The 25144-nt window shown below is 62.0% G+C and carries 30 protein-coding genes; 16 read left to right on the top strand and 14 right to left on the bottom strand.

Annotated elements, in window-relative coordinates; all coding sequences use genetic code 11:
* Positions 1–81 precede the first annotated feature (81 nt).
* The 6 genes from ACSC1Y_RS01845 to ACSC1Y_RS01820 all read left to right on the top strand — a co-directional run bounded on the left by ACSC1Y_RS01845 (position 82) and on the right by ACSC1Y_RS01820 (position 8438).
* Positions 82–1260, top strand: a complete 1179-nt coding sequence (locus ACSC1Y_RS01845; RefSeq protein ID WP_435332880.1) for a thiolase domain-containing protein — start codon at positions 82–84, stop codon at positions 1258–1260.
* Entirely contained in the window at positions 1260–2681 is a 1422-nt protein-coding gene (locus tag ACSC1Y_RS01840; RefSeq protein ID WP_435332878.1) for a zinc ribbon domain-containing protein, read from the top strand. Before ACSC1Y_RS01845 ends, ACSC1Y_RS01840 begins: the two co-directional genes overlap by 1 nt.
* Positions 2682–2886: 205 nt before the next feature.
* The gene (locus ACSC1Y_RS01835) at positions 2887–4494 is read left to right on the top strand and encodes an alkaline phosphatase PhoX (protein WP_435332876.1); all 1608 of its coding nucleotides are present in this window, start codon (positions 2887–2889) and stop codon (positions 4492–4494) included.
* Between the two features lie 100 nt (positions 4495–4594).
* Positions 4595–5482: a 3-hydroxyacyl-CoA dehydrogenase family protein gene (locus ACSC1Y_RS01830; protein WP_435332875.1), complete on the top strand. Its 888-nt coding sequence runs from the start codon at positions 4595–4597 to the stop codon at positions 5480–5482.
* Positions 5479–6306, top strand: a complete 828-nt coding sequence (locus ACSC1Y_RS01825) for an enoyl-CoA hydratase/isomerase family protein (RefSeq protein WP_435332874.1) — start codon at positions 5479–5481, stop codon at positions 6304–6306. Before ACSC1Y_RS01830 ends, ACSC1Y_RS01825 begins: the two co-directional genes overlap by 4 nt.
* Positions 6307–6797: 491 nt before the next feature.
* Positions 6798–8438 carry a DUF7289 family protein gene (locus ACSC1Y_RS01820; protein WP_435332873.1) on the top strand — a complete coding sequence of 547 codons (1641 nt, stop codon included), beginning with the start codon at positions 6798–6800 and terminating at the stop codon, positions 8436–8438.
* A gap of 21 nt (positions 8439–8459) precedes the next feature.
* On the opposite strand, the gene ACSC1Y_RS01815 is transcribed toward ACSC1Y_RS01820, so the two are convergent.
* The 4 genes from ACSC1Y_RS01815 to ACSC1Y_RS01800 all read right to left on the bottom strand — a co-directional run bounded on the left by ACSC1Y_RS01815 (position 8460) and on the right by ACSC1Y_RS01800 (position 12373).
* Positions 8460–9101, bottom strand: coding sequence for a DUF6517 family protein (locus tag ACSC1Y_RS01815; protein WP_435332872.1), 642 nt, complete (start codon positions 9099–9101; stop codon positions 8460–8462).
* A 217-nt stretch (positions 9102–9318) separates the two neighbouring features.
* Positions 9319–10806, bottom strand: a complete 1488-nt coding sequence (gene cysS, locus ACSC1Y_RS01810) for a cysteine--tRNA ligase (RefSeq protein ID WP_435332871.1) — start codon at positions 10804–10806, stop codon at positions 9319–9321.
* 145 nt (positions 10807–10951) lie between these two features.
* On the bottom strand, positions 10952–11449 hold the full coding sequence (locus tag ACSC1Y_RS01805; RefSeq protein WP_435332870.1) for a DUF7523 family protein: 498 nt from the start codon (positions 11447–11449) through the stop codon (positions 10952–10954).
* An 87-nt stretch (positions 11450–11536) separates the two neighbouring features.
* Positions 11537–12373, bottom strand: a complete 837-nt coding sequence (locus ACSC1Y_RS01800) for an extracellular solute-binding protein (RefSeq protein ID WP_435332869.1) — start codon at positions 12371–12373, stop codon at positions 11537–11539.
* Positions 12374–12536: 163 nt separating this feature from the next.
* Between ACSC1Y_RS01800 and ACSC1Y_RS01795 the strand changes: the two genes are divergently transcribed.
* Positions 12537–12746, top strand: a complete 210-nt coding sequence (locus ACSC1Y_RS01795; protein WP_435332868.1) for a hypothetical protein — start codon at positions 12537–12539, stop codon at positions 12744–12746.
* 86 nt (positions 12747–12832) lie between these two features.
* Here the strand turns inward: ACSC1Y_RS01795 and ACSC1Y_RS01790 are convergent, their stop codons facing one another.
* The 7 genes from ACSC1Y_RS01790 to ACSC1Y_RS01760 form a co-directional block, all read right to left on the bottom strand.
* Complete coding sequence (locus ACSC1Y_RS01790) at positions 12833–13594, bottom strand: hypothetical protein (protein WP_435332867.1); 762 nt, start codon at positions 13592–13594, stop codon at positions 12833–12835.
* A gap of 72 nt (positions 13595–13666) precedes the next feature.
* Positions 13667–14005: a hypothetical protein gene (locus tag ACSC1Y_RS01785; RefSeq protein WP_435332865.1), complete on the bottom strand. Its 339-nt coding sequence runs from the start codon at positions 14003–14005 to the stop codon at positions 13667–13669.
* Between the two features lie 42 nt (positions 14006–14047).
* On the bottom strand, positions 14048–14347 hold the full coding sequence (locus ACSC1Y_RS01780) for a hypothetical protein (RefSeq protein WP_435332864.1): 300 nt from the start codon (positions 14345–14347) through the stop codon (positions 14048–14050).
* Between the two features lie 176 nt (positions 14348–14523).
* Positions 14524–15576, bottom strand: a complete 1053-nt coding sequence (locus ACSC1Y_RS01775) for a tyrosine-type recombinase/integrase (protein ID WP_435332863.1) — start codon at positions 15574–15576, stop codon at positions 14524–14526.
* Positions 15573–16445: a hypothetical protein gene (locus tag ACSC1Y_RS01770; RefSeq protein ID WP_435332862.1), complete on the bottom strand. Its 873-nt coding sequence runs from the start codon at positions 16443–16445 to the stop codon at positions 15573–15575. Before ACSC1Y_RS01770 ends, ACSC1Y_RS01775 begins: the two co-directional genes overlap by 4 nt.
* On the bottom strand, positions 16442–17086 hold the full coding sequence (locus ACSC1Y_RS01765) for a hypothetical protein (protein ID WP_435332861.1): 645 nt from the start codon (positions 17084–17086) through the stop codon (positions 16442–16444). The genes ACSC1Y_RS01770 and ACSC1Y_RS01765 overlap by 4 nt, the downstream gene beginning before the upstream one ends.
* A gap of 2 nt (positions 17087–17088) precedes the next feature.
* The gene (locus ACSC1Y_RS01760; RefSeq protein ID WP_435332860.1) at positions 17089–17322 is read right to left on the bottom strand and encodes a hypothetical protein; all 234 of its coding nucleotides are present in this window, start codon (positions 17320–17322) and stop codon (positions 17089–17091) included.
* A gap of 112 nt (positions 17323–17434) precedes the next feature.
* Between ACSC1Y_RS01760 and ACSC1Y_RS01755 the strand changes: the two genes are divergently transcribed.
* Positions 17435–17617, top strand: a complete 183-nt coding sequence (locus ACSC1Y_RS01755; RefSeq protein WP_435332859.1) for a hypothetical protein — start codon at positions 17435–17437, stop codon at positions 17615–17617.
* Between the two features lies 1 nt (position 17618).
* On the opposite strand, the gene ACSC1Y_RS01750 is transcribed toward ACSC1Y_RS01755, so the two are convergent.
* Positions 17619–17816 (bottom strand): hypothetical protein, encoded by a 198-nt coding sequence (locus ACSC1Y_RS01750; protein ID WP_435332857.1) that lies wholly within the window; start codon positions 17814–17816, stop codon positions 17619–17621.
* A 152-nt stretch (positions 17817–17968) separates the two neighbouring features.
* Positions 17969–18568, bottom strand: a complete 600-nt coding sequence (locus tag ACSC1Y_RS01745) for a site-specific integrase (RefSeq protein WP_435332855.1) — start codon at positions 18566–18568, stop codon at positions 17969–17971.
* Positions 18569–18811: 243 nt separating this feature from the next.
* Here ACSC1Y_RS01745 and ACSC1Y_RS01740 point away from each other — a divergent pair, with 243 nt between their 5' ends.
* The gene (locus ACSC1Y_RS01740) at positions 18812–19504 is read left to right on the top strand and encodes a hypothetical protein (protein WP_435332853.1); all 693 of its coding nucleotides are present in this window, start codon (positions 18812–18814) and stop codon (positions 19502–19504) included.
* Between the two features lie 66 nt (positions 19505–19570).
* Positions 19571–20245: a hypothetical protein gene (locus ACSC1Y_RS01735; RefSeq protein ID WP_435332852.1), complete on the top strand. Its 675-nt coding sequence runs from the start codon at positions 19571–19573 to the stop codon at positions 20243–20245.
* Positions 20246–20248: 3 nt separating this feature from the next.
* On the opposite strand, the gene ACSC1Y_RS01730 is transcribed toward ACSC1Y_RS01735, so the two are convergent.
* Complete coding sequence (locus tag ACSC1Y_RS01730; protein ID WP_435332851.1) at positions 20249–20980, bottom strand: hypothetical protein; 732 nt, start codon at positions 20978–20980, stop codon at positions 20249–20251.
* A 307-nt stretch (positions 20981–21287) separates the two neighbouring features.
* Between ACSC1Y_RS01730 and ACSC1Y_RS01725 the strand changes: the two genes are divergently transcribed.
* Genes ACSC1Y_RS01725 through ACSC1Y_RS01700 form a run of 6 tightly spaced genes read left to right on the top strand, consistent with a single transcriptional unit; the run spans position 21288 to position 24986 of the window.
* Positions 21288–22043, top strand: coding sequence for a hypothetical protein (locus tag ACSC1Y_RS01725; RefSeq protein WP_435332850.1), 756 nt, complete (start codon positions 21288–21290; stop codon positions 22041–22043).
* Entirely contained in the window at positions 22040–22660 is a 621-nt protein-coding gene (locus ACSC1Y_RS01720; RefSeq protein ID WP_435332849.1) for a hypothetical protein, read from the top strand. Before ACSC1Y_RS01725 ends, ACSC1Y_RS01720 begins: the two co-directional genes overlap by 4 nt.
* The gene (locus ACSC1Y_RS01715; RefSeq protein WP_435332848.1) at positions 22657–23196 is read left to right on the top strand and encodes a hypothetical protein; all 540 of its coding nucleotides are present in this window, start codon (positions 22657–22659) and stop codon (positions 23194–23196) included. The genes ACSC1Y_RS01720 and ACSC1Y_RS01715 overlap by 4 nt, the downstream gene beginning before the upstream one ends.
* The gene (locus ACSC1Y_RS01710; RefSeq protein ID WP_435332847.1) at positions 23193–23789 is read left to right on the top strand and encodes a hypothetical protein; all 597 of its coding nucleotides are present in this window, start codon (positions 23193–23195) and stop codon (positions 23787–23789) included. The genes ACSC1Y_RS01715 and ACSC1Y_RS01710 overlap by 4 nt, the downstream gene beginning before the upstream one ends.
* Positions 23782–24213 (top strand): WDGH domain-containing protein, encoded by a 432-nt coding sequence (locus ACSC1Y_RS01705; protein WP_435332846.1) that lies wholly within the window; start codon positions 23782–23784, stop codon positions 24211–24213. The genes ACSC1Y_RS01710 and ACSC1Y_RS01705 overlap by 8 nt, the downstream gene beginning before the upstream one ends.
* The gene (locus ACSC1Y_RS01700; protein ID WP_435332845.1) at positions 24210–24986 is read left to right on the top strand and encodes an ATP-binding protein; all 777 of its coding nucleotides are present in this window, start codon (positions 24210–24212) and stop codon (positions 24984–24986) included. The genes ACSC1Y_RS01705 and ACSC1Y_RS01700 overlap by 4 nt, the downstream gene beginning before the upstream one ends.
* Positions 24987–25144: the final 158 nt, after the last annotated feature.

Below are 25144 nucleotides of genomic sequence, written 5' to 3'. Positions count from 1 at the left end.
TCACGCCCGACACGGGAAGCGTTCACAGCTCGCATCCGCGTCACCCACTTATTTCGTCGCCCGCCCCGCACAGTGTGATATATGCGCGAAGCGTACGTCGTCGGCGCGGGTCAGTCGCCCTTCGGCTCGTTCCCCGACGAGAGCTACCGCTCGCTGTTCGAGACGGCGTTCGACGCCGCCGTCGACAGCGTCGAGCGAGGTATCGACGCCGACGACTTCGACGAGGCGGTCGTCGGCACACTCGGGGTAGGTGGCCGGCAGCTCGGCCTCTCCGGTCCCGCCGTCACCGAACACGTCGGTCTCCACGGGATACCGACGACCCGGGTCGAGAACGCCTGTGCGGCATCCGGCTACGCGGTTCGACAGGCGGTCCAGGCCGTGAAGTCGGGAATGGCCGACGTAGTGCTCGCGGGCGGGGTCGAGATAATGACGGACGCCTCGAGCGACGCGACGAAGTACTGGCTCGGCGTCTCCGGCGAGACGGAGTGGGAGCGGCTCTCCGGGACGACCTTCGCCGGCGTCTACGCACAGATGGCCAGCGCCCACATGGCCGAGTACGGGACCACGACGGACCAGCTCTCCCACGTCGCCGTCAAGAACCACTCACACGGCGCGATGAACGCGGACGCCCAGCTCGGGTTCGAGTGCTCGCTGGAGGACGCGAGCAACGCGCCGACCGTGGCCGACCCCCTGACGCTCTACCACTGCTGTCCGACCACGGACGGGGCTGCCTGTGCGATAATCGCCAGCGAGGACGTCGTCGGCGACTTCACCGAGGAACGGGTCCGCGTCGCCGGAGTCGGTGCAGCCTCGGACCACGTCGGGCTCTTCCAGCGCGACAGCTACGTCAACGTGCCCGCGACGGTCTCCGCCGCGGAGACCGCCTACGAGATGGCCGGCGTCTCCCCCGCCGACCTCGACTTCGCGGAGGTCCACGACTGCTTCGCCATCGCCGAGCTGATGGCCTACGAGGACCTCGGCTTCTGCGAGCCGGGTGAGAGCGGCACGCTGGTCGAGTCGGGGGCGACGGACTACGGCGGCGAGGTCGTCGTCAACACCTCCGGCGGACTCAAATCGAAGGGCCACCCCATCGGCGCGACGGGGGCTGGCCAGGTCGTCGAAGCGTTCAAACAGCTCACACACGCGGCGGGCGACCGACAGGTCGAGGGGGCGACCCGTGGCCTGACCCACAACGTCGGCGGGAGCGGCGGCGCGGCGGTCGTCCACCTCTTCGAGCGAGAGACGGAGGTGCTGGCCTGATGGCACCCGGTATCCGTGCCGTCGCGGCGTACGCCCCCCGCTTCCGTATCACGGCGGACGAGTTCCAACAGGCGTGGGGCCGCTTCGAAGCGAGCGGTATCGACCGGAAGGCGGTTCCAGGCGCCGACGAAGACGCCCTGACGATGGCAGCCGAGGCCGCACGGGACGTCCTCCGAGCCGACAAGACGCCCGGGAGCGAGATCTCGTTCCTCGCGCTCGCCACGTCGACGCCGCCGCTCGAGGAGGAGGACCTCACCGCCCGACTCGGTGCGATGCTCGGCGTCCCCGAGACGGCGGAACGACACCTCTTCTCGGGAAGCACCCGTGCTGGGACCCGCGCCCTGACGACGGCCCTCGACGCCGACCTCGACGGCGGCATCGGACTCGTCGTCGCGGCGGACTGTCCGGCGGGTGACCTCGACTCGTCCACGGACCACGCCGCAGGCGCAGGGGCCGCAGCCTTCGTCCTCGCGGCCGACGGGCCGGCGCAGGTGGTCGACCGGGCGACCTACTCTGAACCGTATCCCGGTACTCGCTTCCGCGAGCAAGGAAGCAGCCGTGTCGAGGGCCTCGACGTGACGAACTACGACCGGCAGGCGTTCCGCGGTGTCGTGGCCGGCGCGGTCGACCAGCTCGCCGACCACGAACCGGACGTCGCCGCAGTCCAGGCACCCGATGGACGGCTTCCGTACCGGGCAGCCGGCGACATCGGTGTCGACTCCGAGGCTATCGCGGCCGTCGAGACGGTCTCCGAACTCGGCGACACGGGCGCCGCGAGCGTCCCGCTCGGACTCGTCGAGGCGCTCTCGACCGACGACAACGAGACCGTCCTCGGGGTCGGATACGGGAGCGGTGGCAGCGCCGACGCGTTCATCATCGAGAGCGAGGTGGGACTCCCCCACTCCATCCGGCTCGACGGAGACGCACCGCTCAGCTACGCCGAGTACCTTCGCCAGCGCGGCGAGGTCACCTCGGGGCCGCCGTCGGGCGGGGGCGCCTACGTCTCGGTCCCCTCCTGGCGACGGACCATCCCGCAGCGCTACCGGCTCGAAGCCGGTCGTTGTCCCGCGTGCGACTCGCTGAACTTCCCGCCGGAGGGTGCCTGCCGGGACTGCGGCTCGCGCGACGAGTTCGACCCGGTGGAACTCCCAGGCACGGGAACCGTCGAAGCCGTCACCACAATCTCACAGGGTGGCGCCCCGCCGGAGTTCGCCGAGCAACAGGCGAAGTCGGGCGACTTCGCCGTCGCCATCGTCTCACTGGACGGGCCGAACGGCGGGTCGGTGAGCATGCCGGCGCAGGTGACCGACGCGGTACCCGGGGCCGTCTCCGTCGGGGACGCGGTCGAGACGACGATTCGGCGAATCTACACGCAGGAAGGCGTGACGCGGTACGGCCGAAAGATTCGCCCGGAGAACTGACCCGGCGTGTCGCCGGACGGGCGTGAGCGTGATTCGAACTGCACGTCACTGCCACGTCGCGAGATAGCGTACGGACGGAACTCTCAACCTACCAACTATCGCCGCGAAACCTGCTTTCTCCACGTTCGCTGGTAGGTACGACGTTCCCGGGTGGTGACGACCTCTCCGCGAGGTAATCACCGCCGGGTTCCTATCTCTCGTGACCATGCGAAAGGAACTCACGCGCCGGCAGAGCCTCTCGCTCGTCGGCGCGTCGGCGCTCGCACTCGGTGCGGGCGGCCGGGCCCTGGGTGGGCGGCTCACGAGACTGGACTGTCCGAACGGGGCGGTTCGGCGAGTCGCCACGACCGTCGCCGGCGCGGAGTTCACCGGTCTGTTCCTCACCGACGACGGGACGCTGTTCTGTAACGTCGCCCATCCAGACGGCGGAAACGCGCCGCCGTACGACCGGGGCGGAATCGGTGTGTTCGAGGGTGTCGACGTGCGGAGCCTACCGACCGACTTCGACAGCCTGCCGCCGACGTGGACCAGCATCGGACGGCGCACGTTCCGCACGAAGTTCGGGACGCATCGGGTCCTCGCCAACGGCGGCGACCCGACGACCACCGGCGAGCGGCTGGGCATCACGACCGACCCGACGGGGGCCGAGCTGACAGACGGGAGCAAGCCGGACTTCAACGGGTTCGTCCCGCTCCCGGGTAGCGAGAGCGAGGGCCACCTGTTCACGGCGTGGGAGCACATTCCCGGTGCCGTCAGCCGGCTGGAACTCCGCCGTGACGGGGGTGGTGTAGACGGACCGTGGTCGGTCGTCCGGAGCGAGAACCTCGACCTGCGTCCGGTCGACGGTATCTGGAACCCCTGCTTCGGCACGGTCTCGCCGTGGGGGACGCCGCTGCTCTCCGAGGAGTACGAACCCGACGCGGGCCAGTGGGCACGGGGGGTATCCTACAAGAACAGCCACCAGCTGGTGAACCGGTACCTCGGACGCGAGGGGAACCCGTACCGGTACGGCTGGATCGTCGAGGTGACGGCACCGCTCGCGCCGACGCCCCGGTTCGTCCGGCGCTTCGCCATGGGACGGTTCTCGCACGAGAACGCGGTCGTCATGCCCGACCGGCGCACGGTCTACCTGACCGACGACGGCACCGCGAGCGTCCTGTTCAAGTTCGTCGCGGACCGGCCGGGAGACCTCGCTTCGGGGATGCTGTACGCCGCGAAGCTCACGCAGGACGAGGAGAGGGACCCCGGCCGTGCCGGCTTCGACGTCTCCTGGGTCGAACTCGCACACGGGCGGGAAGCCGACGTCGCCCGCTGGGTCGCCGAGTACGACCGCAGACCGACGGCGTCTCGCTACATCGGTCGCGGTGAGATAGCGGCGTGGGCACGCGGAGACGCGTCCGACGACCGGGTCGCATTCCTCGAGTCCAGGCGCGCGGCACAGGCCGCGGGAGCCACCGCGGAGTGGCACAAACTCGAAGGCGTGAACGTTCGACCGGGAGCGGAACCGGGGGACTTCCTCTTCCTCGCAGTCTCGTCGGTTCGAGGGACGATGCTCGGGAACGAGGTCGCTGGCGCATACGCGACGCCTCGTGACGACGTCCGGTTGCAGGAGGTGGAGCAGGGAGCGCTGTATTGTGCCGAACTCGACGGGTCGTTCGACGTCGCCCGCATCGACCCCGCCGTCGTCGGCTCCCGAAAGACCTTCTGGGGACCCGATAACGTCGTTGTGCTACCCGATGGTCGAGTGCTTATCGGCGAAGACGGCCCGCACCACCCGAACGAACTCTGGCTGTTCGACCCGGCACACGAGTGAGTCCTGCTCCCGGTGACGGCGGCTATCGCCGCCTGGACCGAAAGCAGGCAATATCGTACGAACAGACAACGTTTACCACCTCGGCCGTGCGCGTTGTGGTATGCAAGTATGCGTACTCGGCGCAGGGACGATGGGTCACGGAATCACACAGGTCTGTGCGATGGCTGGCCACGAGGTGACGATGCGTGACATCGAACAGGAGTTCGCCGACGCCGGTCTCGAGAGCATCCGGTCGAACCTACAGGGGGGCGTCGACCGCGACAAGGTCACGGCCGACGAGATGGAGGCCGCGCTCTCGCGGATCGAGACCGCCGTCGACCTCTCGGAGGCCGTCTCGGGTGCCGACATCGTCATCGAGGCGGTGCCAGAGGAGATGAGCCTGAAGAAGGAGACCTTCGACTCGGTCGAGGAATCCGTCGACGACGACACCATCATCGCCTCGAACACCTCCTCGCTCTCGGTCACCGAGATAGCCAGCGTGCTGGAGCACGACGAGCGCGCCGTCGGACTTCACTTCTTCAATCCGGTTCACCTGATGCAGCTGGTCGAGATCGTCGCGCCCGAACAGGCCAGCGACGAGACCATCGCGTTCGCTGAGGAGTTCGTCGAAGGCATCGACCGCGAGCCGGTGACGGTCAAGGATTCGGCCGGCTTCGCCTCGTCCCGGCTGGGCGTCGCGTTGGGCGTCGAGGCCATCCGGATGCTTGAGGAGGGCGTCGCCTCACCTCAGGACATCGACACCACGATGGAACTCGGCTACAACTACCCGATGGGACCCATCGAGCTGGGCGACGTGGTCGGCCTGGACGTGCGTCTCCACATCCTCGAGTACCTCCGCGAGGAGCTGGGCGAGCGATTCCGCCCGCCGCAGCTGCTGAAGCAGAAGGTCCGCGCCGGAAAGCTCGGTAAGAAGACGGGCGAGGGCTTCTACGTCTGGGAGGACGGCGAAATCGTCGGCACGTCCGGCGACTGGGGTGACGACGAATGAGCGACGACGGCACCGACGCCACGGCAGTCGCAGCCGACTTCGAGCTCGTCTCGCTCGCGGTCGGTGACCGCGCCGAGGGCGTCGCGACCGTGACGCTCGACCGGCCGGACGCGCGGAACGCCCTCAACGGCCAGCTCCGTCGCGAACTGAAGTCGGTGCTCGACGCGGTCGAGGACGACCCCGAGGTTCGCGTCGTGGTACTTACCGGCTCCGACGAGTCCAGCGCCTTCGTCGCCGGGGCGGACGTGAAGGAACTGCGCGAGCGCGACGCGATCGAACAGCGCGACGCCTCGAAGCGCCCGCGCGTCTACGAGCACGTCGACGACCTGGAGAAGCCGGTCATCGCTCGAATCAACGGCCACTGTCTCGGTGGCGGCTCCGAACTCGCGCTCGGCTGCGACGTGCGCATCGCACAGGCTGGCGCGAAGCTCGGCCAGCCGGAGATCAACCTCGGCATCATCCCGGGCGGTGGCGCCACGCAGCGACTGCCCCGTCTCGTGGGAGAGGGGCAGGCGATGCGGCTCATCCTCTCCGGTGAACTCATCGACGCCGAAGAAGCCGCCGACATCGGGCTCGTCGACGAGGTGTGCGATCCCGACGACCTGGACGACCGCGTATACGACCTCGCCGGGAAGATGGCGACGAAGTCGCCGCTCGCACTGGAGATCGGGAAGAAGGCCGTCAAGGCCGGCTCCCGGATGGGGCTCGAGGAGGGCATCGAGTATGAGGCCGAACTGTTCGCGCTGCTGTTCGCCGGCGACGACAAGAACGAGGGTATCGACGCGTTCCTCGAGGACCGAGAACCGGAGTGGACCGAACGCTGAGGACGAGAAAACCCGCTCCGCTGTAGCGCGTGGTGACGGGTCGGGTCACCGTCCGACCGTCGAAATTCCGTCGGCTCTGCTTCTGTCCCCGACCGCGTGTGAACGTGGGTGGCTCGTCGCGGGAGCCACCGCAACCGGCGGCGGGTGCTCATCCAGCAGAACGTGGCTTCGGCGAGGCCCACTCAGCTCGGGGAACATCGTCCTCGGGGACGCGTCGGTCCCCGGTTTCGCAGGACAGCATCGTGACCAGTGGCCACAATCCTTATACTGGCGGCGGGTCGCCAGATAGCGGTTCCAAATGAATACTTTGTGGCCCCAACATATTTATATTGACAAGATTGTGGTGCGGCTTCGAAAGACTGTATACTCGATTCTGCTGAATTTATTCTCCTATTTGATGAGAAAATCATCGATATATTCAGAACGATGAATGTTCTGGTATCGAGAACACATCCGTTCTCTATTTATAACTGTATGACAACCTCTGCGTCATGAACCGTCTCCCTGAGAAGGGGGGAGACAGCTCGCGGGCGTGGGGCGGCCGTCGCCGGGTACAGGACGCGAGAGGAGTCACACCGCTGCTGGCGGTCGTGCTACTCGTCGGAATCGTCACCGTGGGAACGGTGTCTATCGTGATGCTCGGCGGGATGGCACTCGAACGACAGACTGACAAGGCGACGGACGAGCGGGTCGAGCGGTCGTTCGTCGCGCTGGGGAAGGACGTCAACTCCGTCGCCCTCGGCCAGGGCTCGAACGAACGCATCGACTTCGATACCGCGACCAGCGAGGGCTCCATCCAGCGCGAGAACACCGGGCACATCGAAGTCTACACCGAGAACGTGGATATCGCAAACGAGTCGTTCGGCTCCATCGAGTACCGTCGCGGTGAGACCGTCTACGCCTACCAGGCTGGCGGCATCTGGCGCGGGACCGGTGCCAACGCGGTGATGGTCTCGTCGCCGCAGTTCCGGTACCAGGACGGCACGTTGAACCTGCCCATCCCGATTCTCTCGGGAGACGAACGCTTCGATAACGGCGTCGTCACGCTGAAGAAGCGGTCGACGAAGGCGCCACTCAACGAGGTCGGCTACGTTAAGGGCGAACTCGTGACCGTCGAGATACAGAGCGAGTACTACGGCGGCTGGGCGCAGTACTTCCGTGAACAGACCAGCGACATGGCCGTCTCCGTCGACGAGGCCAACGAGACGGTCATCGTGAAGCTCGGACGTCCCATCGTCAACGGGCGGTTCGCCCAGGGCGTCTTCGCCACCGGTGGCGACGACGGCGACATCGTCGTCCGGAACGGCAACGCCCAGATAGACGGACCGGTCCGTGCGGAGGGAGACATCGACGTCGACGGTGCCGGCGTCATCACCGGCCCACAGATACCGAACCTCGAGTCCGGGCTGTACGAACTCGACCCGGCTATCGAGTTGAAGGTCGAAGCCGCCCGGAACAACAGCTCGCTCCCGTCGGTCAATCCGGCGTACAACACGCTCGGGAACGGGAGCACGTACTACATCGACGAGGACATCGACCTCTCCAGCAACGACGTCAAGGTCGACCTCGCCGACGGGAACGTGACGCTCATCCTCAACGGCAGTATCTCCCTCGACGGGGCGGACATCGACATCCGAAATCCGACCGACGACCACGTGTTCCGCGTCTACACGAACGGGAACTTCGGAATGCGAAACGGTCAGGCGGGCATCGCGGGTGACGCCTCTCGGCTGCAGATATACGGAACGTCGGACATGCAGGTCGCCATAACCGGTGGTGGTGGGAGCACGAAGTTCTACGGGACCATCTACGCACCTCGCGACGAGCCAGCCGTCGGCGAGGATGAGCCGAACGAGGCAGCACTTTCGAGCGAGTCGAGCTGCGAAGGCTGGGACGTCTGCATCGTCAGCGGGAGCGCGTACGTCGAAGGTGCCATCATCGGTGGCCCGACGAACGTCGAACAGTCCGCCGAACTCGTCTACGACCCGGCTCTCGAGACCGTCGAGCCCTCGCTCGAACTCGAAGACGGCCTCTTCCCGCCGCCGATCACGTTCCTGCACGTCTCGCTACACGAGGTCAGTGCCGAGAACGACGAACGTATCGTGGTCCGCGACGCGACCGTCGGCTACTGACCGCAGAGAGAGTGCGGCGTCTCAGGCCGGGTGTTCGACTGTCTTCATCAGCTCGGTTATCGTTCCCTCCTCGTCCGTCTGCTGGGGATAGACACCGAGCGAGAGGACGAAGTCGCTCCCGTGATCGACCGCCTGCGCGATCATCACGTAGACGTCGACGGACTGGCCGGCGAGCGTGGCCGTCCCCTCGAACTTCGACATCGACGTCGACGAGCCGAGGACCTGTATCTCGCCGGAGCCGACCTCCTTCCCGATGGAGAAGCCCTCGTACTGTTTCTGTAGCGTCTGGGCGGTCTTCTTCGGCTCCCAGTCCTTGATGGGGTTGAACGACTGGCCGAGAACCTCGACCTTCGGCGTGGAGACGACGGCGAACACGCCCGCCTTCTGGTTCTTCAGGACGGGGAGGTCGAGCGTCTTGTTGTACTGGGTGATCCAGTTCGTGACCGACACCGTCTTCTCCTGGCCGGCCGCGGAGAACGTCTTCTCGATAACCTGTTCTTTCTCTTGCTGTTTGACGTAGTTGTTCGAACTCGCAACCGACTCGTTGGCAACCGCGACCTCCGCGGCGAACTCCGCGTCGCCGGAGAGCAGGCCCATGCAGCCAGCGGAGGCGGCGATACCGGTCGCTGTGCTCGCGAGCAACGCACGGCGGTTCAGTTCCATATCCCCCCGTCAGCCGTCACGATACAAAAACTTGCCCGAATCGTCGACGGGCGGAACGGCGTCCTCCGGCGTCTTTCTCCAGGTCCGGACGGAGCAGTACGGTGTGCAGGCTGATTGGAGACGATCTGTAGTGTACCGGCGCGAAGCCCGAAGTTGGTGGTGTACCGAAACGCCAGCCGGCGTCGAAGCCTCCAGCCAGCAGCGACACCCGCGGCCGTCAGTAGTGGAAGCTGACGCCGTCGTCCCCGTCCTCGACCGTCACGCCCAGTGCCTCGAGTTCGTCGCGCAGGTCGTCGGCCCGCTCGTAGTTGCCGGCGTCACGCTCTGCCTCGCGGACGTCGAGGACGAGCTGGATGACGTCGTCCGCAAGTTCGACCTGTCCGCCGGTCTCCGCGCCGAACTGGAAGCCGAGTACCGTCCCGCCCAGTTCCTCGAACGTGTCGATGGCATCGTTGAGACCACGATAGTCGAACTCGTCGCGGTCGTCGAGGTGTCGATTGACCGCGCTCGCGAGCTCGAGCAGGGCCGTCGTCGCCTCGCGCGTGTTGAAGTCGTCGTTCATGCCCTCGCGGAACTCGCGGCGGACACGTTCGAGGGTCGAGCGGAAGGTTCGGTCGGTGACTTTCGTCCGGGCGTCGACCGAGTCGCAGGCCTCGACGGCGGCCCGGTAGCCGCGTTCCAGCCGCTCCCAGCGCTCGCGCGCCTCGTTCAGCGTCTCGTCCGAGAAAACCGCCTTGTTGTGGTACGCCGTCGAGAGCAGGAACATCCGGGTGACGTTCGGCCCGTCCTCACGGAGGAGGTCCGCGACGGTCGTGAAGTTCCCGAGACTGGAGGACATCTTCTCGGCCTTCGTCTCGAGCAGACGGACGTGCAGCCAGTACTTGGCGAACTGCTCGCCGCTCGCCGCCTCGCTCTGGGCGACCTCGTTCTCGTGGTGCGGGAAGACGAGGTCCATCCCGCCGACGTGGATGTCGATGGACGAGTCGAGGTGGGTCATCGACATCGCCGAGCACTCGATGTGCCAGCCCGGTCGGCCCTCGCCCCACGGCGAGTCCCAGGTCTGGCCGCTGGGGCAGTCGTCCTCGCCCAGCGGGTGGCCCTCCTTCCGGTGCTCGCGCACCGCTTCCGGCTTGACGCCGTCGGCCTTCCAGAGCGCGAAGTCGGCCGGGTGGCGCTTCTCCGCGAGCTCGTCGGGGTCGCCCTGCTCCTCTATCTCGTCGACCTGCTGGCCGGATAGTTTGCCGTAATCGTCGAACTTCGTGACGTCGAAGTAGACCGAGCCGTTCGACTCGTAGGCGTAGTCCTTCTCGACGAGCGTCTCGATGAGGTCGATGATCTCCGGAATGTGTTCGGTGACGCGCGGGTAGACCTCGGCCCGCTTGAGGTTCAGTCCGCGCATGTCGTCGAGCACGTCCTGGATGTAGTGTTCGGCGACGGCAGCCTCGTCCTCGCCGAGTTCCGGGTCGCCCGCACGTGCGACGATCTTCTCGTTCACGTCGGTGAAGTTCTCGACGTGTCGGACGCCGTAGCCGAGCTGTTCCAGCCACCGATGCATCACGTCGACGTGTACCCAGCCGCGGGCGTGGCCGAGGTGGGCGGGGTCGGAGACGGTGAGGCCACAGTAGTAGAGCAAGACGTCGTCGGGGTCCTGCGGCTCGAAGGCCTCCTTCTCACCCGTCAGCGTGTTCGACACGTACAGGGTCATTACCCGTTTTTTCCGCGTGAGCCCTTTTAATCGATGCGGTGGCGAGTCAGTCGCGTCGCAACCGCGCCAGGGTCGCACGCCACACAGCCGCCGCACGGCGCCGGCCTCCGGGCAACGTTACGCCGTCGGCACGGCAGCGCCCCGGTTATGCCGTCGGTACGGAAGCGGCGGCCGTCTCGACCGCTCGAACCGCGTTCGCCGCGTCCAGCCGGGAGACGAGGACGACGAGCACGTCTTCGGTGAATCCCATCGCCACCACCGACACGTCGGCCGTCTCGAGCCGCCCGAGCGCGCGCCGGCAGAGCGACGCGTCGACCGAGCCCGTCGCGAGTATCGCCGTCTCGCCCCCGCCGCTCGCCGACCCGAAGGTCGCGTCGCCGACGCGGAGCAGCGGCTCCTCGGCATCGTCGGGAGAGACGCGGCCGAGTCCGCTCTCCATCGTCACACGCACGTCCCGCGCAGTCGGTTCGTACGCCGGGAGTGATTCAGCGTACCGTCGGAGGGCCGTCGCGACCGCCTCGGCCTCACCGTCCACCTCGAGGAACCGCGCCGCCGCGGAGTAGTTCACCACCCCGGCACGGAGCGCCTCGACGAGGAATGGATGGTCGTCCGCCGCCGCCCTGGTCGTTTCCGCCAGCGTCATGTCGGGATACGTGAGAGCGGAGCGCATAAACGCGCCGGTCGACGTGGCGGTTGGTCGTCTGCCGTTCACTGCCTCCGAAGCCGGCGGTCATCCCCGATCTCCCGACTGCATACCCGCCATCCGGGGATACGAGCCCGGAACCTCGAACCCGGCCGTCCGGAGGCGAGCCCTCGCTCCGGTGAGCGACGCCAGCCAGGTCGACCCGCCGTCGGTCATCGCCGCGATGCCGTACCGTACGGGCGCCCCACGGACGGTTCGGCCGCCGATGTCGTAGCTCGCCCGTGCGTACTCGTCGGCCATTGCCGGGTCGGAGAAATCGATAGATGTCGGGAGGTCGACGTACGGGAGGTCCCGTTCGACCGCCATGTTCCGGTAGGTGAACGCGGCGTCGATGCCACCGGCTTCGAGCGCGTTCGACAGCCCCGTCTCCGCGAACGTCCGGGTTCGCGGGAGGACGGCGGCCGGGTCCAGCTCGTCGTCCAGCTCCAGGGCCATCACGGTTCGGTAGCCAAGCGGGTCACGCATCGGGTCCGTCCGGCCGACGCGGACCTCGGCGCGCCGGCAGGCCGAGCGCCAGTCGGCCGCGATGGTCTCCGCGTGGTCCGAGGTCGGGTCGTAGGTGAGCACGAGCGCATTCGTGGCGAACAGGGTGTACTCGTCGGCGATTCCGTCGAACAAGACAGGGTCCGCGAGTGCGACCACGTCGGGCTCTCGGAGCCCGTCGACGACCAGGTTGTGGACGGTTGCGGACCCGTGTGCCTCGACCGTCGCGCCGGGCGTCTCGGTGGCGACCGTGAGCAACGAGCCCGCGACCAACGCCGTCGGCTGTTCCGCCGACTCCTCGGTCACCGCGAGGGACGCACCTGCGACGCCTCCCGCCGCGACCCCACCCAGCGAGCCCAGGAGCTGGCGCCTGCTCGGCATGTGCGTAACTGATAGTGAGAACAAGTAGGCTCTTTCGTAACCGGATTCGGTTGCACTTCTGCCGGTGTGCGGGGAGCCAATCCTCTCGCAGACGTGTTCGGATACGTGAATGTGCGAACGACCCACAATCATTATAACCGTGGTCGTACTGGGTGGTGATGCGATGACACGGGGTTCGTGGGCCGTCGAATTCGACGCCCGAAAGGAGGAACTGAAGTTGGAATTGCACGACGCGAGTGCGACGTACGAGGAGGCTGTGGTGGAAGCCGCCCTCTCGGAGCTGTTGCACGAACGGCGAATCAGAGATGCGAAACAGGAGTTCGCCGCGAACCACGCCGCTCGGGAAGCGACCCGCCGGCCGCTGGTCAAGTGACCCGTCTCTGGCCCCCCGCTGTTCTCATCCTCACATACCGTAAACTCATACATCGTCTACTCTGACCAGCACCAGCCTCGCGAGCCTCAGACGCGGACGAACCGTGGCGCGAGCATGTTCCTGACCGTCGCACCACGTCGTTCGTGTTCGAAGAAGGCCGGCTGCTCCGTCCCGAGCTGCAGCGTCACTTCGCCGTCCATCTCCCCGACGATGCGACTCGCGTAGTCAAGCGACAGGATGGTCTCAGACTCCTCGCTCGCCTCGATGGCGGCGAGTGCATCCGCGCCGTAGGTGAACGCCAGGTCGTCGACGTCCGCCTCGGCCCGGAAGCTGACAGTCTCGTCGGCCGGCTCGACGGCGACGTGGACCGAGTGAGCCAGCCGGTCGCAGGCCGACACGGCCCGGTCGAGCAGGTCCGAATCCAGCGTGACCGAGTTCGGGAGGTCGACCGTCGGGACAGGTGGAACGCTCCTGATGCTGTCGGGGTGAATGGGCGCGATGGCGTACGAGAAGTGCTCGCCGGCGACGTCCAGCCGGTGGGTATCGGCGTCGAGTTCGAGGGAGAGCAGCGCCTCCCTCCCGTCAGCCAGCCCGCTCGCTTCGGCCAGCGTCGCCACGTCGAAGCCGAGGACACCGCCGTCGCTCTCGTACTCGACAAACGCCTCGGCGGGCAGGTCGAGGTCGACCATCGCCACCTCGGCGGGGCCGATGACCCGGACGAACAGGCCGTCTTCGCGGAGCTGGAACAGTGCCTCGTCGGCGACCGCGGCGACGACGTCGAGAACCGCGTCGAGGACACCGGCCTCGACGGTCGCGCGGAATCGTGTCGCTTCGCTGTAGTCTGTCACGTCGATTGCGACGCAGGAGAGCAGTTTGAACGTGCGCCAGACCCGGGGTGAAAGTGAAAGTGGTCGGGCAGCTCAGTCGCCGATGTCGTGGTCGAACGCCTCCGACGCGAGCGACTGGATGATTCCCTTCGCCTGTCCCACCGTCTCGTCGTCGATGTCCTCGACCTGCTCGACGCTGTGGCCGCCGGCGTAGGCCGTCTCGAGGGCGTTCAAGTTGAGGCGTCCCTCGGCGTCGACGAGCGGGATGGAGAGGTCTCCGAAGTCCTCGGGCGGGAAGCCCGACGACGAGAGCAGGAAATGGTCGGCTATCTCGCAGAGGTCGTCCGTGTCGAATTCGCTCTCTGCGGGGGCGCTCCAGTCGTCGGTGGTCGTGGCGCTATACTCGACGGAGTGGACCTCGTACTGTGACACACGTAGGCCATGAACCAGAGGGGAGGCGTAGCTTCGGCCGAATCAAAACGGCTTCGTACCGTCCGTCGTCCTGAACTCGTCGACGGCCCGCCGTATCGCCTGTGCCTGCGTCCTGGCATGGGCCATCGGAGCGCTGATGAGCGTCGTCCGGTAGCGTAGCTTCGACCCCTGTTCGCCCGAATCGAGGACGGTCGCCGAGAGCGTGGCGAGGAGGGTGCCGGTGTTGGTGCGGTACTCTACTCGCCCGTCGCGTCGTCTCGACCGGATGTCCGAGACTCGGTCGAGGATACGTCTATGAGCGGATTCCAGCTGGACGTCGAGGTATAGTTCGTCGTACCGCACGGTATCGAACTGTAGGGAGAGAGCGGGTAATAATGATCGTGTGCCGACGGGCGGAAGGCCGTGTCTCCCCGGTCGCTTCGCTCGTCGTATTGCGCTGCGGAAAAATGGGGACGAAGGGTCTTTCGAAACTCGGGGTTTGAAGACTCTCCACCGTCCGAAATCCTTGGTTTTCTGATTTACTCATTGGCATCTGCGGTGATGTCGAAATCCGCGAATTCCGCGCGGCGTCGTTGCTCAAATTCTTCATCCTGATCTGCCACGTCGTAGTGGTCTCGAAGAACCTGCGGCGTGGCGTTGACCCTCGTCGAGACCTTCTGCACATCGAACCCGCGATTCAACTGCTCCGTAATCGATCCTGTCCGAATCCGATGTGGTGACCGACTCGAGGGGCACTTACTCGCGCCATTCCGACTAACGTATTCACAGCGAGGCCTCTCTCGACCGTGAGGGCACGGAGAGTGAAGACACGGCTGCGTAGCCAGATAGCTCCAGGCACGAAGCGTACTGAACGATGGACGTCCTTGGCGAGCTGCGAATAGCGGTTGGCGTCCGTGGTCGTCTCGCTTGTCAGTGCGCTCGCGAGAGATGTAGACGTCCAGCGCTTCACAGACCGCCGGCGGGATGCCGACGATACGCTCGCCGTCCTCCTTGTTCTTCAGGGGAGTTCCAGTCTTCGGGCGATGACGGAACGCGAGAGTGCCCACGTCGCCGTCGTAATCGTCGATATCGAGCGCACGAATACCACCGACTCTCGCCCCCGTGTTCCACGCCACCTCGAGGAATGCGTGCTTCGCCGTCCCGAACTGGGCGCGAGAATCGCGGAACCACGCGAGGAGTGCCGTAGCATCCTCGGCCGACAGGCGCTCGTCACTGGACTCCTCTTTCGGGTCGAGGTTCGGTACGTCGACTGCTTCTGGCAGTTTCTCGTCGACTGCCCCGATACGAGCGAGATATTTCAGTAGGATACGAAGCGTCGTGAGCTGGCCTTTGATCGTCGTGGCCGCGTAATCCTTCTGCCGGCGACTCATGTCGTACTCGTCGATGTGCCACGGCGTTACGTCGCCGACCCGTTCGATACCGTTCTCTTCGCACCACTCGACCCACCGCGTGAGTCGATTGTTGTAACTGTGGAGAGTACGGTCTGTCGCGTCTGTGGCCCGACGGGCGAGGAACCTATCGCGGGCATCGCGTGGTGAGAGATCGCCCGGATCGCTTGGTGCGTCGCTCACACTTCGTCACCATCTCTCTGGATTCGCGGTGCGAGCGTGTGGTGGCCGCCGTAGGCCACGACCTCCTCGTCGTCGACCGTGGCGTGGCGCTCGAAGTCCAGGCGAATTGGGATGGACTCGCCCCACCGAAGGGTGAGCGTCTCGAGCTTCGCCTTCTTTATCGCGGTCGCGCAGTCCCGCAGGTAGCCCGTCGACATCGTCGAGGATGCACCAGGGGCGGAGTCATCGTGGATGGACTCGGCGACGTGACCGAAGTCCGCCACGCTGGCGTACTTCTGTCCGTTGTCGCCTCTCCCCGCGAAGACGAGCGTTCCGTCTTCCTCGTAGATGTCGATGGCTTCGCTGGTGTCGTGGAGACTGCCGACCACGTCCGCGAAGGCGTCGACGTCGAGTTCAGCACGCCAGTCGCGCTTCAGGTCCGGCTCCTCGGGTTCGTCGCGGACACTGTCTGGGTCGATGTTCTGGAGATCGTCGGTCTGGTGGACCGTCGTATCGACGTACTCCCGTTCGGTGGTGACGAGCGTTCGGCGCTGGTCGATGTCGAGCCGGATGAAGTCCGGGTTCGACCGGCGCATCCGGGCGCGCTTCGCCAGCTTCCGCAGTCCACCGAGGTTGAGCCCGACCGTCGACTCGGTGGCTACTTCGTAGGAGTCGAAGGCTCTCGGCGTGACGTGAATATGGCCGAGTGCGACGTTCGCCGGGTCGACGAACTTCGATCGAAGTCCGTCCTCGGCGACGTGCAGTTTTGTCTCGTCGACGAGCGCGCTGGGGACGTGGAGCAGTGGCCGGATGATTCGCGCGTGGGTGTCGATGTCCGCCACGTCCGCGTGTTCGGTCTGTCCGAAGATGCTGGCCTGCACGCTGCTCATGCAGACTCACCTCCGGTCTCCTCTGCTGGCACAGGAATGGGGTCGACGACTCCCTCGGTGGTGAGCTCCGACTCGGGCAAGCCGCCGTCCGTCTGCAGCTCGCCCCGCGTCGTCCCGGCCTCGATGGGGTCGCGTGCGTCGGCCGTGTAGTTCGTGCGTCCCGTGTCCGCGAGTTCTTCGAGCGTCTGGCAGAAACCCGTCGGGGACCACTCGGGACAGTAGATTTCACCCTGCTTGTACTTCGCCGCGAGTTCCTGGTACAGCATCGTGACAGATTCACCGTCGTCGATGGGGTGCAGGATAGCGTCGTCGCTGGCTTCGAGCCGGTAGCGGAGGTTCGTGGTGTCCGTTGTGGCGACGATGACGCCGTCTACCTCTTCTGTCAGGTCGTCGGCGTGGATGATGCCATCTTGTTTCAGTAGTTCTGTATCGTCGGCGTGCTCGGGCAGGTGTAGCGGACAGAAGTACGTGCCCGGAATCGAATCTCGACCACACTGGTTCCCGTGACGGTTGTCGGCCTGGCACTGACTGACTTCGATTTCTGCAAACTCCTCGGCAGACGAGGTTCGCGGGTCGGGTGCGTCATTCTTTTCGTGGCGGCTCTCTTCGTCCAATTCGGGGGCCTCCGGAGCACTGGACATGTTTAGGCGGCCCCCTCTTCGTTACTACAGCCGAGCTTGCCACGCTCGGACGGCTGGCAGTTCTCAGGCTGTGCATCGTACTTCGCGATGTAATCCTCCACAGCTTCGCGGATTACGTCACTCGACGTGACGCGATTCCCAACCTCGGTCTCACCTATCGCTATCTCGTTGATGCGTTGCTTCTTGCGGTCACTGATTTTTACTGTGACCTGAGTCGTGGTATCTTCAGCGGGCATTGCGTATTACTGTGTTACCACCGACCACTTAGGTGTTACTGTGTCCTTAGATTATTGTGTTACCCCCGGATGCAATATCGTTTTACCGTAAGACCGTAATACAACAAACAAGATGGGAAACCTCACGACGGTCACTTTCAAATGGGACGAAGAGGAGTATGAGGATTTCAAGCAGGCGATTATCCAACTTCAAGCAAACGGCGACCTGGATAGCGACGTGACTCGGAGTGAGGTCATTCGTGCAATTCTGGAAGATTGGAAGGAAGATCCGAGCCCACAAGTCTTTGCTGAGTGATTCAGGGGGCTGAATCACAGTAGCTCGGGAGATTCCCGAACTCGATGTCGAGTCTCTGCATCACCAAATCCAGGAATGCACTGCCGTCTTTCTCCCGACCCCTTTTGCAAAGTTCCTCCTCGACCTCTTCGACGGTATCATCTGAGAGGGTAACTGTCACATCGATAGATTGGACCGAATTCTCGTCAGGGGGATGCATGCACTTGTTCGTAGATAGACACCCATTTAGCAGTTAGAGTGTCCATTCCGGAAGTTCGGGTAACACCCTGATAATTGGATAGAAGTTCTCTAACCCACATATTCAGAGCAGCTATCCGGAATACCGATAATTCCGGGAATCGTATCGGTATCTCAGACTCGGCCTGTTTCTTCGAACGCAGCGTTCACAACTTCTGACGTTGGCGCGTTCAGATATGGTTCGATCGCACTGAACGAATTCCAGCCACCCACCGCCATCACTACTCGGGGATTCATCTGTTCTCGCACCAGCAAGTCCTGCGCGTAGTAACGACGAAGATCGTGGCTACTCAGCTTTCGCCAGTCGTCGTCCCCCGTCTGGTCCGCTACCTGCACTGCAGTCGACTTCACGCGCCGTTGGACCTGCCGGTCGCTGATTGAAACGAGCTGCTCATCGTGGCCGATTCCTTCGACGTTTGCAAAGCGCAGCAGGTCCGACTCAACATCCTCTGGTAGGTATGCGTCTCTTGGCTTCCCTCCGCTCCCCTCCGTATCCTTCCCGCGGGGGACCCGTAGTCGAGCGTGCCCGTCCACCTGACGCACATGTTCCGGCTTGACCTGGGGGATCTCGAACGAACGAAGCCCCACTTCACCGCCCAATCGGATTATTAGAGAGTCACGGTAACTCCCAGCTGCCCGTTTGAGTCGTTCGTACTCGTCTGGCGTCATCCAGCATCGGTAGGAATGCTGGTTCTCGTTGCGTTCGATGCGCATACAGTAGTCAAGACAACTACGACACCTAGAATCTTCCCCACCCGAAAAATCCGGTCTAATTCGGCTCTATCTGTTGGATTCCGTCGTACTTGTTATACAACTACGAATCGCCAGCCCACTCCATAATTTTTGAAATTCCCCCCTATAGCAACCCTCGGAGAGATAGTGGTGAGAATTTTTCAGACGGTTAGTACGAACGACTAATATCTCTAAGACTAAATGACATCAGTACTATCGTTGGGTATGGACTCAGGCTTAATCTACAAAGTTGGGGACGGCAAGCAAATGAACAGCTTCCGAAATTTCGTGGAATTGCCAGATCAGGAGGAGTTTGACACGTTGTCCCATGCGGTGGATATAGTGAACAATATCTCTCTCCCTGACGGGAGAACCGGCCAAGTCGGTAGAGCAGCTGCAGAGCAGATCGGCGAAGTCGACGATGTGCAGATTCTTGAAGATGGAATAACTAATGTGGCGAAAAAGGAGAAGGTGACCAAGTATACCGATTTCCTTTATTTGCCTGGTTCTTTCCTAGCCGTCCAGAGTAGTTCAGGAAGTTTTGCAACAGAAGTTATCAACCGGCATTCCCCCGTGACACCCCTCGCTTCTACCCTGGACTTAGAATCACTTCTTGAGGAGAACCTACGTGACGATGATTTTTCCCTTTGGAAACTGGGGTTCTACGGAAATCACGGACAAGCAGAAAATGGTGTCGTACACGGTTCAAATGTTCTTGGAGATAAGGATTTTAAAGAGATATTCAATTCTACAAAAACCAATCAGCTGGGATTCGATTATACGTACAAAAACAAAGAGATGCGAATATTCTTAGCGGAAAGTGGGTACGTGGACGTATATCAGCCAAGTAATTTTAGTACGAGGGAATTTTTCCAATTTGTCGACCACGAAATTGTTCCCCACTTACGAATAATATAGACATCCCGAATTACCATAGGACAAAAGTATTATACTGTTACTCGATTACTTTGTTGACAAGTCAATATGGCTCCTGTATCAACTGGGCTCTATGAAGTGCTAGAAGGCTACGACATTGATGAGCTTCAGAAGAAGATTGGGGAAGTTCAACTATCACGTGATGAGCCCAAGGTTGACGGCCCACTGAGAACTCGCTTTGACGATATACATGAAACCTCAACTGGATTTTCAGCATCAATGGCATTCGAGCTGCCGAAAAAGCGATCCACTTGGGATGGTCGAGAATACAGGCGTGAAAAGACCACGGTGAGGGTTCGATTCACAGACTCAGTTGGAGACGGTGGGGTTCTAGTCATTGGAAAAAGCGACCTCCATTCCCAAATTGAGTCACGCCTATTGGATCTCTTTTCAATTGAGGCAGACCAGATTGAAAAAGTCAATATCGATACTGAGAACATACTTTCGATATTAGATGATGATTGCATAGTTGAGTCAAGAGCCACCTACAAAGGGGTAGACGAAAACACGTCTAGCGCTTCGCTGGCGGGCGAACTCGAAGAATCTAGCACAGCGGCTCGGTTGGAGAAGACTGGTCAGAAGGTCTGGGTGATTTTCGAATCCAAATCCTTCGAACGAAAGGTCGGAATTTCAGAGAAAAATTCGTCTGTAGTGTTCTGGGGTAATTGGGACGATGATGAGATGGCTAGATATTGGAGCAGAATAATTCTTCATCACATCTGACTTTCAGCCGAATAGAGTCACCATTTTAGAGGTGGTGGCGATCGCTTCGTCAACCTCACTATCTTCTAGATTTCTGACCCTAATTCTATCTTCCCGAGTTTCGATTTCAAGGCCCCTCTCATCTGTCGCGATCACTTCAGTGAAGCCGAGCTCTCCCATGAATTTGTTAATAAGTGGAGGCTGTCCAGTTCGACAGGCAAGTGAATACGCATTTCCACTCATCTGCTCTGGAATCTCTTGTTCGACGTCCCTGAGAAGATCATACGATCTAAACAGCCTTCTCTCAAGTTGGTCGTATGGAATGGTAGCTTGGACACTGATTCTTATTGCCTCAACTAACTTCTGCTCCTCCTGACCACCAATGGTAGGATCGGCAACTGCACCAGCCATTCCTACGAATTCACTATTGGATTCCCATTCTAATCTCACTTCAACTTCAAAATCTTGATTCCCTCGACTTTCCGTGAATGTGAATCGGTCGTCATTCCCAGTAGGTTGGGTTCCAAAGAGGTCCCATACTTCCTCGCTTAGCTCTTCTAATTCGGGAGGGTTCGAGATCTGATACCCTTTTGCGAGCTTAGACTCAACCACAAAATCACCTCTAAGAAGCCTATTGCTCCAATAATTCGATTTTACCCGAATACTTGTCTTGAAATCTCTGGGCAATAGTTCTTGAATTGCTATAGTCGCTACCGCTCCTACTGCTGCGGTAACGAATAGTTCGATTACATTCATGATTACTCTTAATCTCTTGGTCGGTTCATTCGCTTCTTGATTCTACATTAGAATCAGGGGGTAATGATAGTTAGCCGTCTGGATTGGAAGTGAAAGTATACTAAGTCGACCCTTGACGATTCCGATTTCCTTCTGATTCGATATGTTGAATGCTGTTAAAAGATATTGTCATAGAACTAGATGAGGCAGTTTGATCGTAGCATTGTATTTTTGTGATTTTTCGCAACATTACATCAGTATTGGCGATATATTCTAATCGAATGATAGTAAATCAACCAAGCATTGGGTTAATTCCCTGGGCATAAATTTGCCGGACTTCGAGTTCGGAAGCCTCGCCGACGCGAGCGTATTCCGCGACGACCACGAGGAATACCTCTGTCCGGACGACGACCGGCGAAAACTCACCGTCACTCTTGTCTCGGACCTGCCCGACCGCGTGCTCGACGAGGCCGCCGTCGCCTCGGCAGTCTCCCGCGAGGACCACAACGGCGTGGGCCAGCTCGCATTGACCGACGGCGAACGAGATCGCATTGACTTCTCGAAGGCGCGGGCGTCGGTCCCTCACGCACAGGCAGTGAAGGCCATCGCGACCGACCAAGGTGTCGACGACTGGCTCTCGTACTACGATGTCACGCTCTCCGTCGACGAGCACCGTGGCGTGATGGAACGTGCGAGCCGGGACGAGCGAGGCCAGCGAATGGATGCCGATACGTCGAACGACGAGCGACTAGCCGACCTGGAACAGGCACTCGACGGACAGTGTGACCACGCGGTCGACCACTGCGAGAACGGCGACAAAGAGGCGTGCGAGTTCCTGCGTGACGGTTGTGGACTCGGCGACGAGCAGGTCGCGGCCATCCTCGACGACAGTACCGAGATACCCGGCGAGGTCCACGGGTCGAAGAGCAAACTCTGGCAGCAGTACCAGATAGCCATCGCCGAGGCGAAAGAGGCGGCGGCCGGCATCAACGAAATCCATCAGCAGTACGACCGAGACCTCGTCTCGTTCGAGGAACTCGGCGATCAGAAACTGACGAACGCGGACATCGACTGGCAAGCATGAGTGACTACTTCTGCCCCGTAGAGGGGTGCGATTTCGGCGAATCGAGCGAGAAAACGCACACGCAGGTCCGGACACACATCAGTGCGAAAGGCGACGGCGAGCACGTCTGGAAGGACCTGAAACAGGTGGTAGAGAAGCAAGGTAGCGACGCTACCGACGGCGCTACCACCGAGACAAGCACCGACGAGCAGAAAGAATCGCAAGACAGCGATAACCAGACTACTACCGAGACTACCGTCGAGAGCAGCACTTCAGACGGGGGTAGCACCACCGAGGAGGAGGACATGGCCACAGATGAAGAAATCGAGCAGCAGTGGAGCAAGCAAGAATCGCAAGACGACGATAACCAGACTACCACTGAAACTACCATCGAAAGTAGCACCCAGAACGGTGCTTCAGACGGTGGTAGCGACGGTAGAAGCGGTGGTATTCCGATTCCGTTCTCGACTACCACCGTATTGATCGTCGGTGTAGTGCTCGCAGTGGTGCTCTTCTGGCTGGCTCGTCGACGAACTTCTGACGAGCTATCGGCGACCGGCGGAACGCCAGACGGTGAGAACCTGGAAGAGTCGAACAGTGGGGGCATGAGCCGTCAATCTGGGGGTGGTCTCCAGTGACTGAGGCAGAGACGTCAGAACCGGCGGAAGAGCACCCTGAAGCAGACGCTCACGATGCTCCAAAGGGGCCGGACCTCAGTGACGAAGACTACGTCGATATTCCCGACGACGTAGCGGACGCAGTAGCTGAAGCAGACGCAGAGCAAACTGAAGCAGCCGAGAACGGCGAAAGCGACGCTACCGAAGTGGCTATCGACGAAACGGTAGACGATTCCGTTCAGTCGACCGCGCCGAAGACCGACCGAACCACGCTCGGGGATGTGTACTGCAACGCGCTCGGGATGGCGACGGTCGCGGCGAAGGACCGGCACGGGAGCGAGGTGGAAGATCGTCAGGCAGCGATGGACGAGTATGCCGACCTCGCCCGGCAGCTCGACCTCGACCAGTTCATCGACGACTGGCTCGAAGAGCACGGCCAGTCGAACGAACTCACGCCCGGACAGGGCATCCTCGTCTTCACGATCGTCTTCTGTGGCTCCGTGATGGTCGAAGACGCCGAACTCTCGAACGCGGTCATGGAGGGCGTGGGCGCATGATGGGAGCGGCGATAACGGACGGGATGAAGCGCCAGCTTGCCCGGAAGCTCCTCGACTCGCAGATGGGGGCGGCGACGCTGAACATCGTCGCTACAGCCGAGCACGAACTCGTCTCATCAGTGGTGGACCTGCAGTCAGCGGCCGGACTTGACGACGATGAGTGCATCACGGTTGTACCACCGAAGCAGGACCGCAAAGAGCAGATTCGGCAGGTGGTAGAGGCGAAGCTCGACGGTCGGTTCCCCTCGTGGTGGGTGGCGCACATCAGTGGACTCGAGAACGCAGAAGAGGCGGCTGAGAAGGCCGACATCGACGACTGGAACGCCCAGAAAAGGCGATGGGCCGACCTGCTTCGAGAGAACGGTACCGAGGGAGAGACAGACGAACTCGCCGGGGCATACGTTCGCTCACGGTACGGCTGTACGCTCGAAGAGTTCCGGTCCCTCGTCGTCGAGTGGCCGGAGCGAACCGAGAGCGAGAACTCGCGTCAGGCTGAGGAGCTGAAAGCAGTCATCGCGGCTGGCGTGCTGAAGGCGAACCAGGGCATCGAGCGCGTGACTGTAGAACTCCAGGAGGGTGAAACCGATGAGTAGCACATTCGGGAACCTCGTCGAAGGTGCAGCTCGCGGACTCGCACAGGGCTTCGAGGAGAGTCTTTCAAGAGAAGGACTGGACGAGGCGCGAGACCAGGCCGAGAAGGCCTACGAAGACCGGAACCTCCTCTCGCTGTCGATGGCGGTCAACCGGAAACGAATCGGCTGTGACGCCGGGTACTACTACGACGGAACGGGGAGCGACTGGCCGGTTATCTGGTTCGTGCTGCCGACGGGGCAGGTGTCCCACCACGTCCCACCGGAGTACGAGACGTGGCTCGAAGCGTCGTGCCTGGAGAACGAGACGCCCGTCGGTGGCTACGACGGCCACAGCCGAGAGACGAAGAACAAACGCCTGCTGGATGATGCAGTCGGAATCTCCGCGAGAGTTGAGATCGACGACAACGTGAGGGGCCAGCGGTGAACCTCGCGTTCGCCGCTCAGACTGGCTGGGGGAAGACCTACGTCAGCCACTCCTACATCGAGCAGAACGCCGAAGACTACGACGTGACGGTCGTGCTCGACTACAAGGACGAGTACAGTGGTCTCGTCGAAACGGGCTACCTGAAGCGCATGACTGCGCCTCGTGGGACCGAGAACATCTCACCGGAGAAGTGGCAGGACCTCGTGTCGGGAGTGCCAGGACTGCAGATCGTCCGTGTGGGGATGAAGGACGAGCAGTGGCAGGAGCTACTGGCGAACCTGATTCTAGGCCTCGAACAGATGGACCTGTCCGTGTTCCTCGTGCTCGACGAAGCGCACCGCTTCGCTCCCCAGCGGGGGAACTACCCCGACGAGATAGACACTCTGGCGACGACGTATCACGGCGACGGCTTCGGTGTCTGCTGGATGTTCCAACGGTTCGCCAAAATCGACAAGGACGTGCTCTCACAGTGTACGGCCTCACTGCTTGGTGGCTTCGGGTCTCTGCAAGACATCGGCCAACTCGATACCATCGAATACCCTGCCGAGGTTCATCTCAAGGACAAAGACCGAATAGACAACCTTCCTGATGAGCTGTGCGTCGACGGGGAACCGCTTGCCCTTCGACGGTTCACCGACGCCGAGGGACACACCGTCGGGAGTGAGTGGGTCTACACCGATGGGAAGAATCTCCAACGCCTCGATTCCCGTGATTTCGGGATGGTGAGTACTCACTACGGAAGTGACCGAAAAAGGATCAGGCATCCTTTCTAAGAATGCGTACAGACATTACCCTACGTAGCGGGAAAGCAGAACGGTTTCAAGAGATTCAACTTGAACTAACCAAAAAATTGGGGTACGAACCATCGAGACCAGAGGTTGTTGGATATTTGATGGGAAGTTGGGATGGAGTGCAAAATAGCCTTCCTTAA

This window comes from Haloarchaeobius lipolyticus (assembly GCF_051208015.1).
GTDB lineage: Archaea > Halobacteriota > Halobacteria > Halobacteriales > Natrialbaceae > Haloarchaeobius.
The sequence above is the reverse complement of the archived record's forward strand: the minus strand, read 5'-3'. Positions and strand labels throughout refer to the sequence as shown.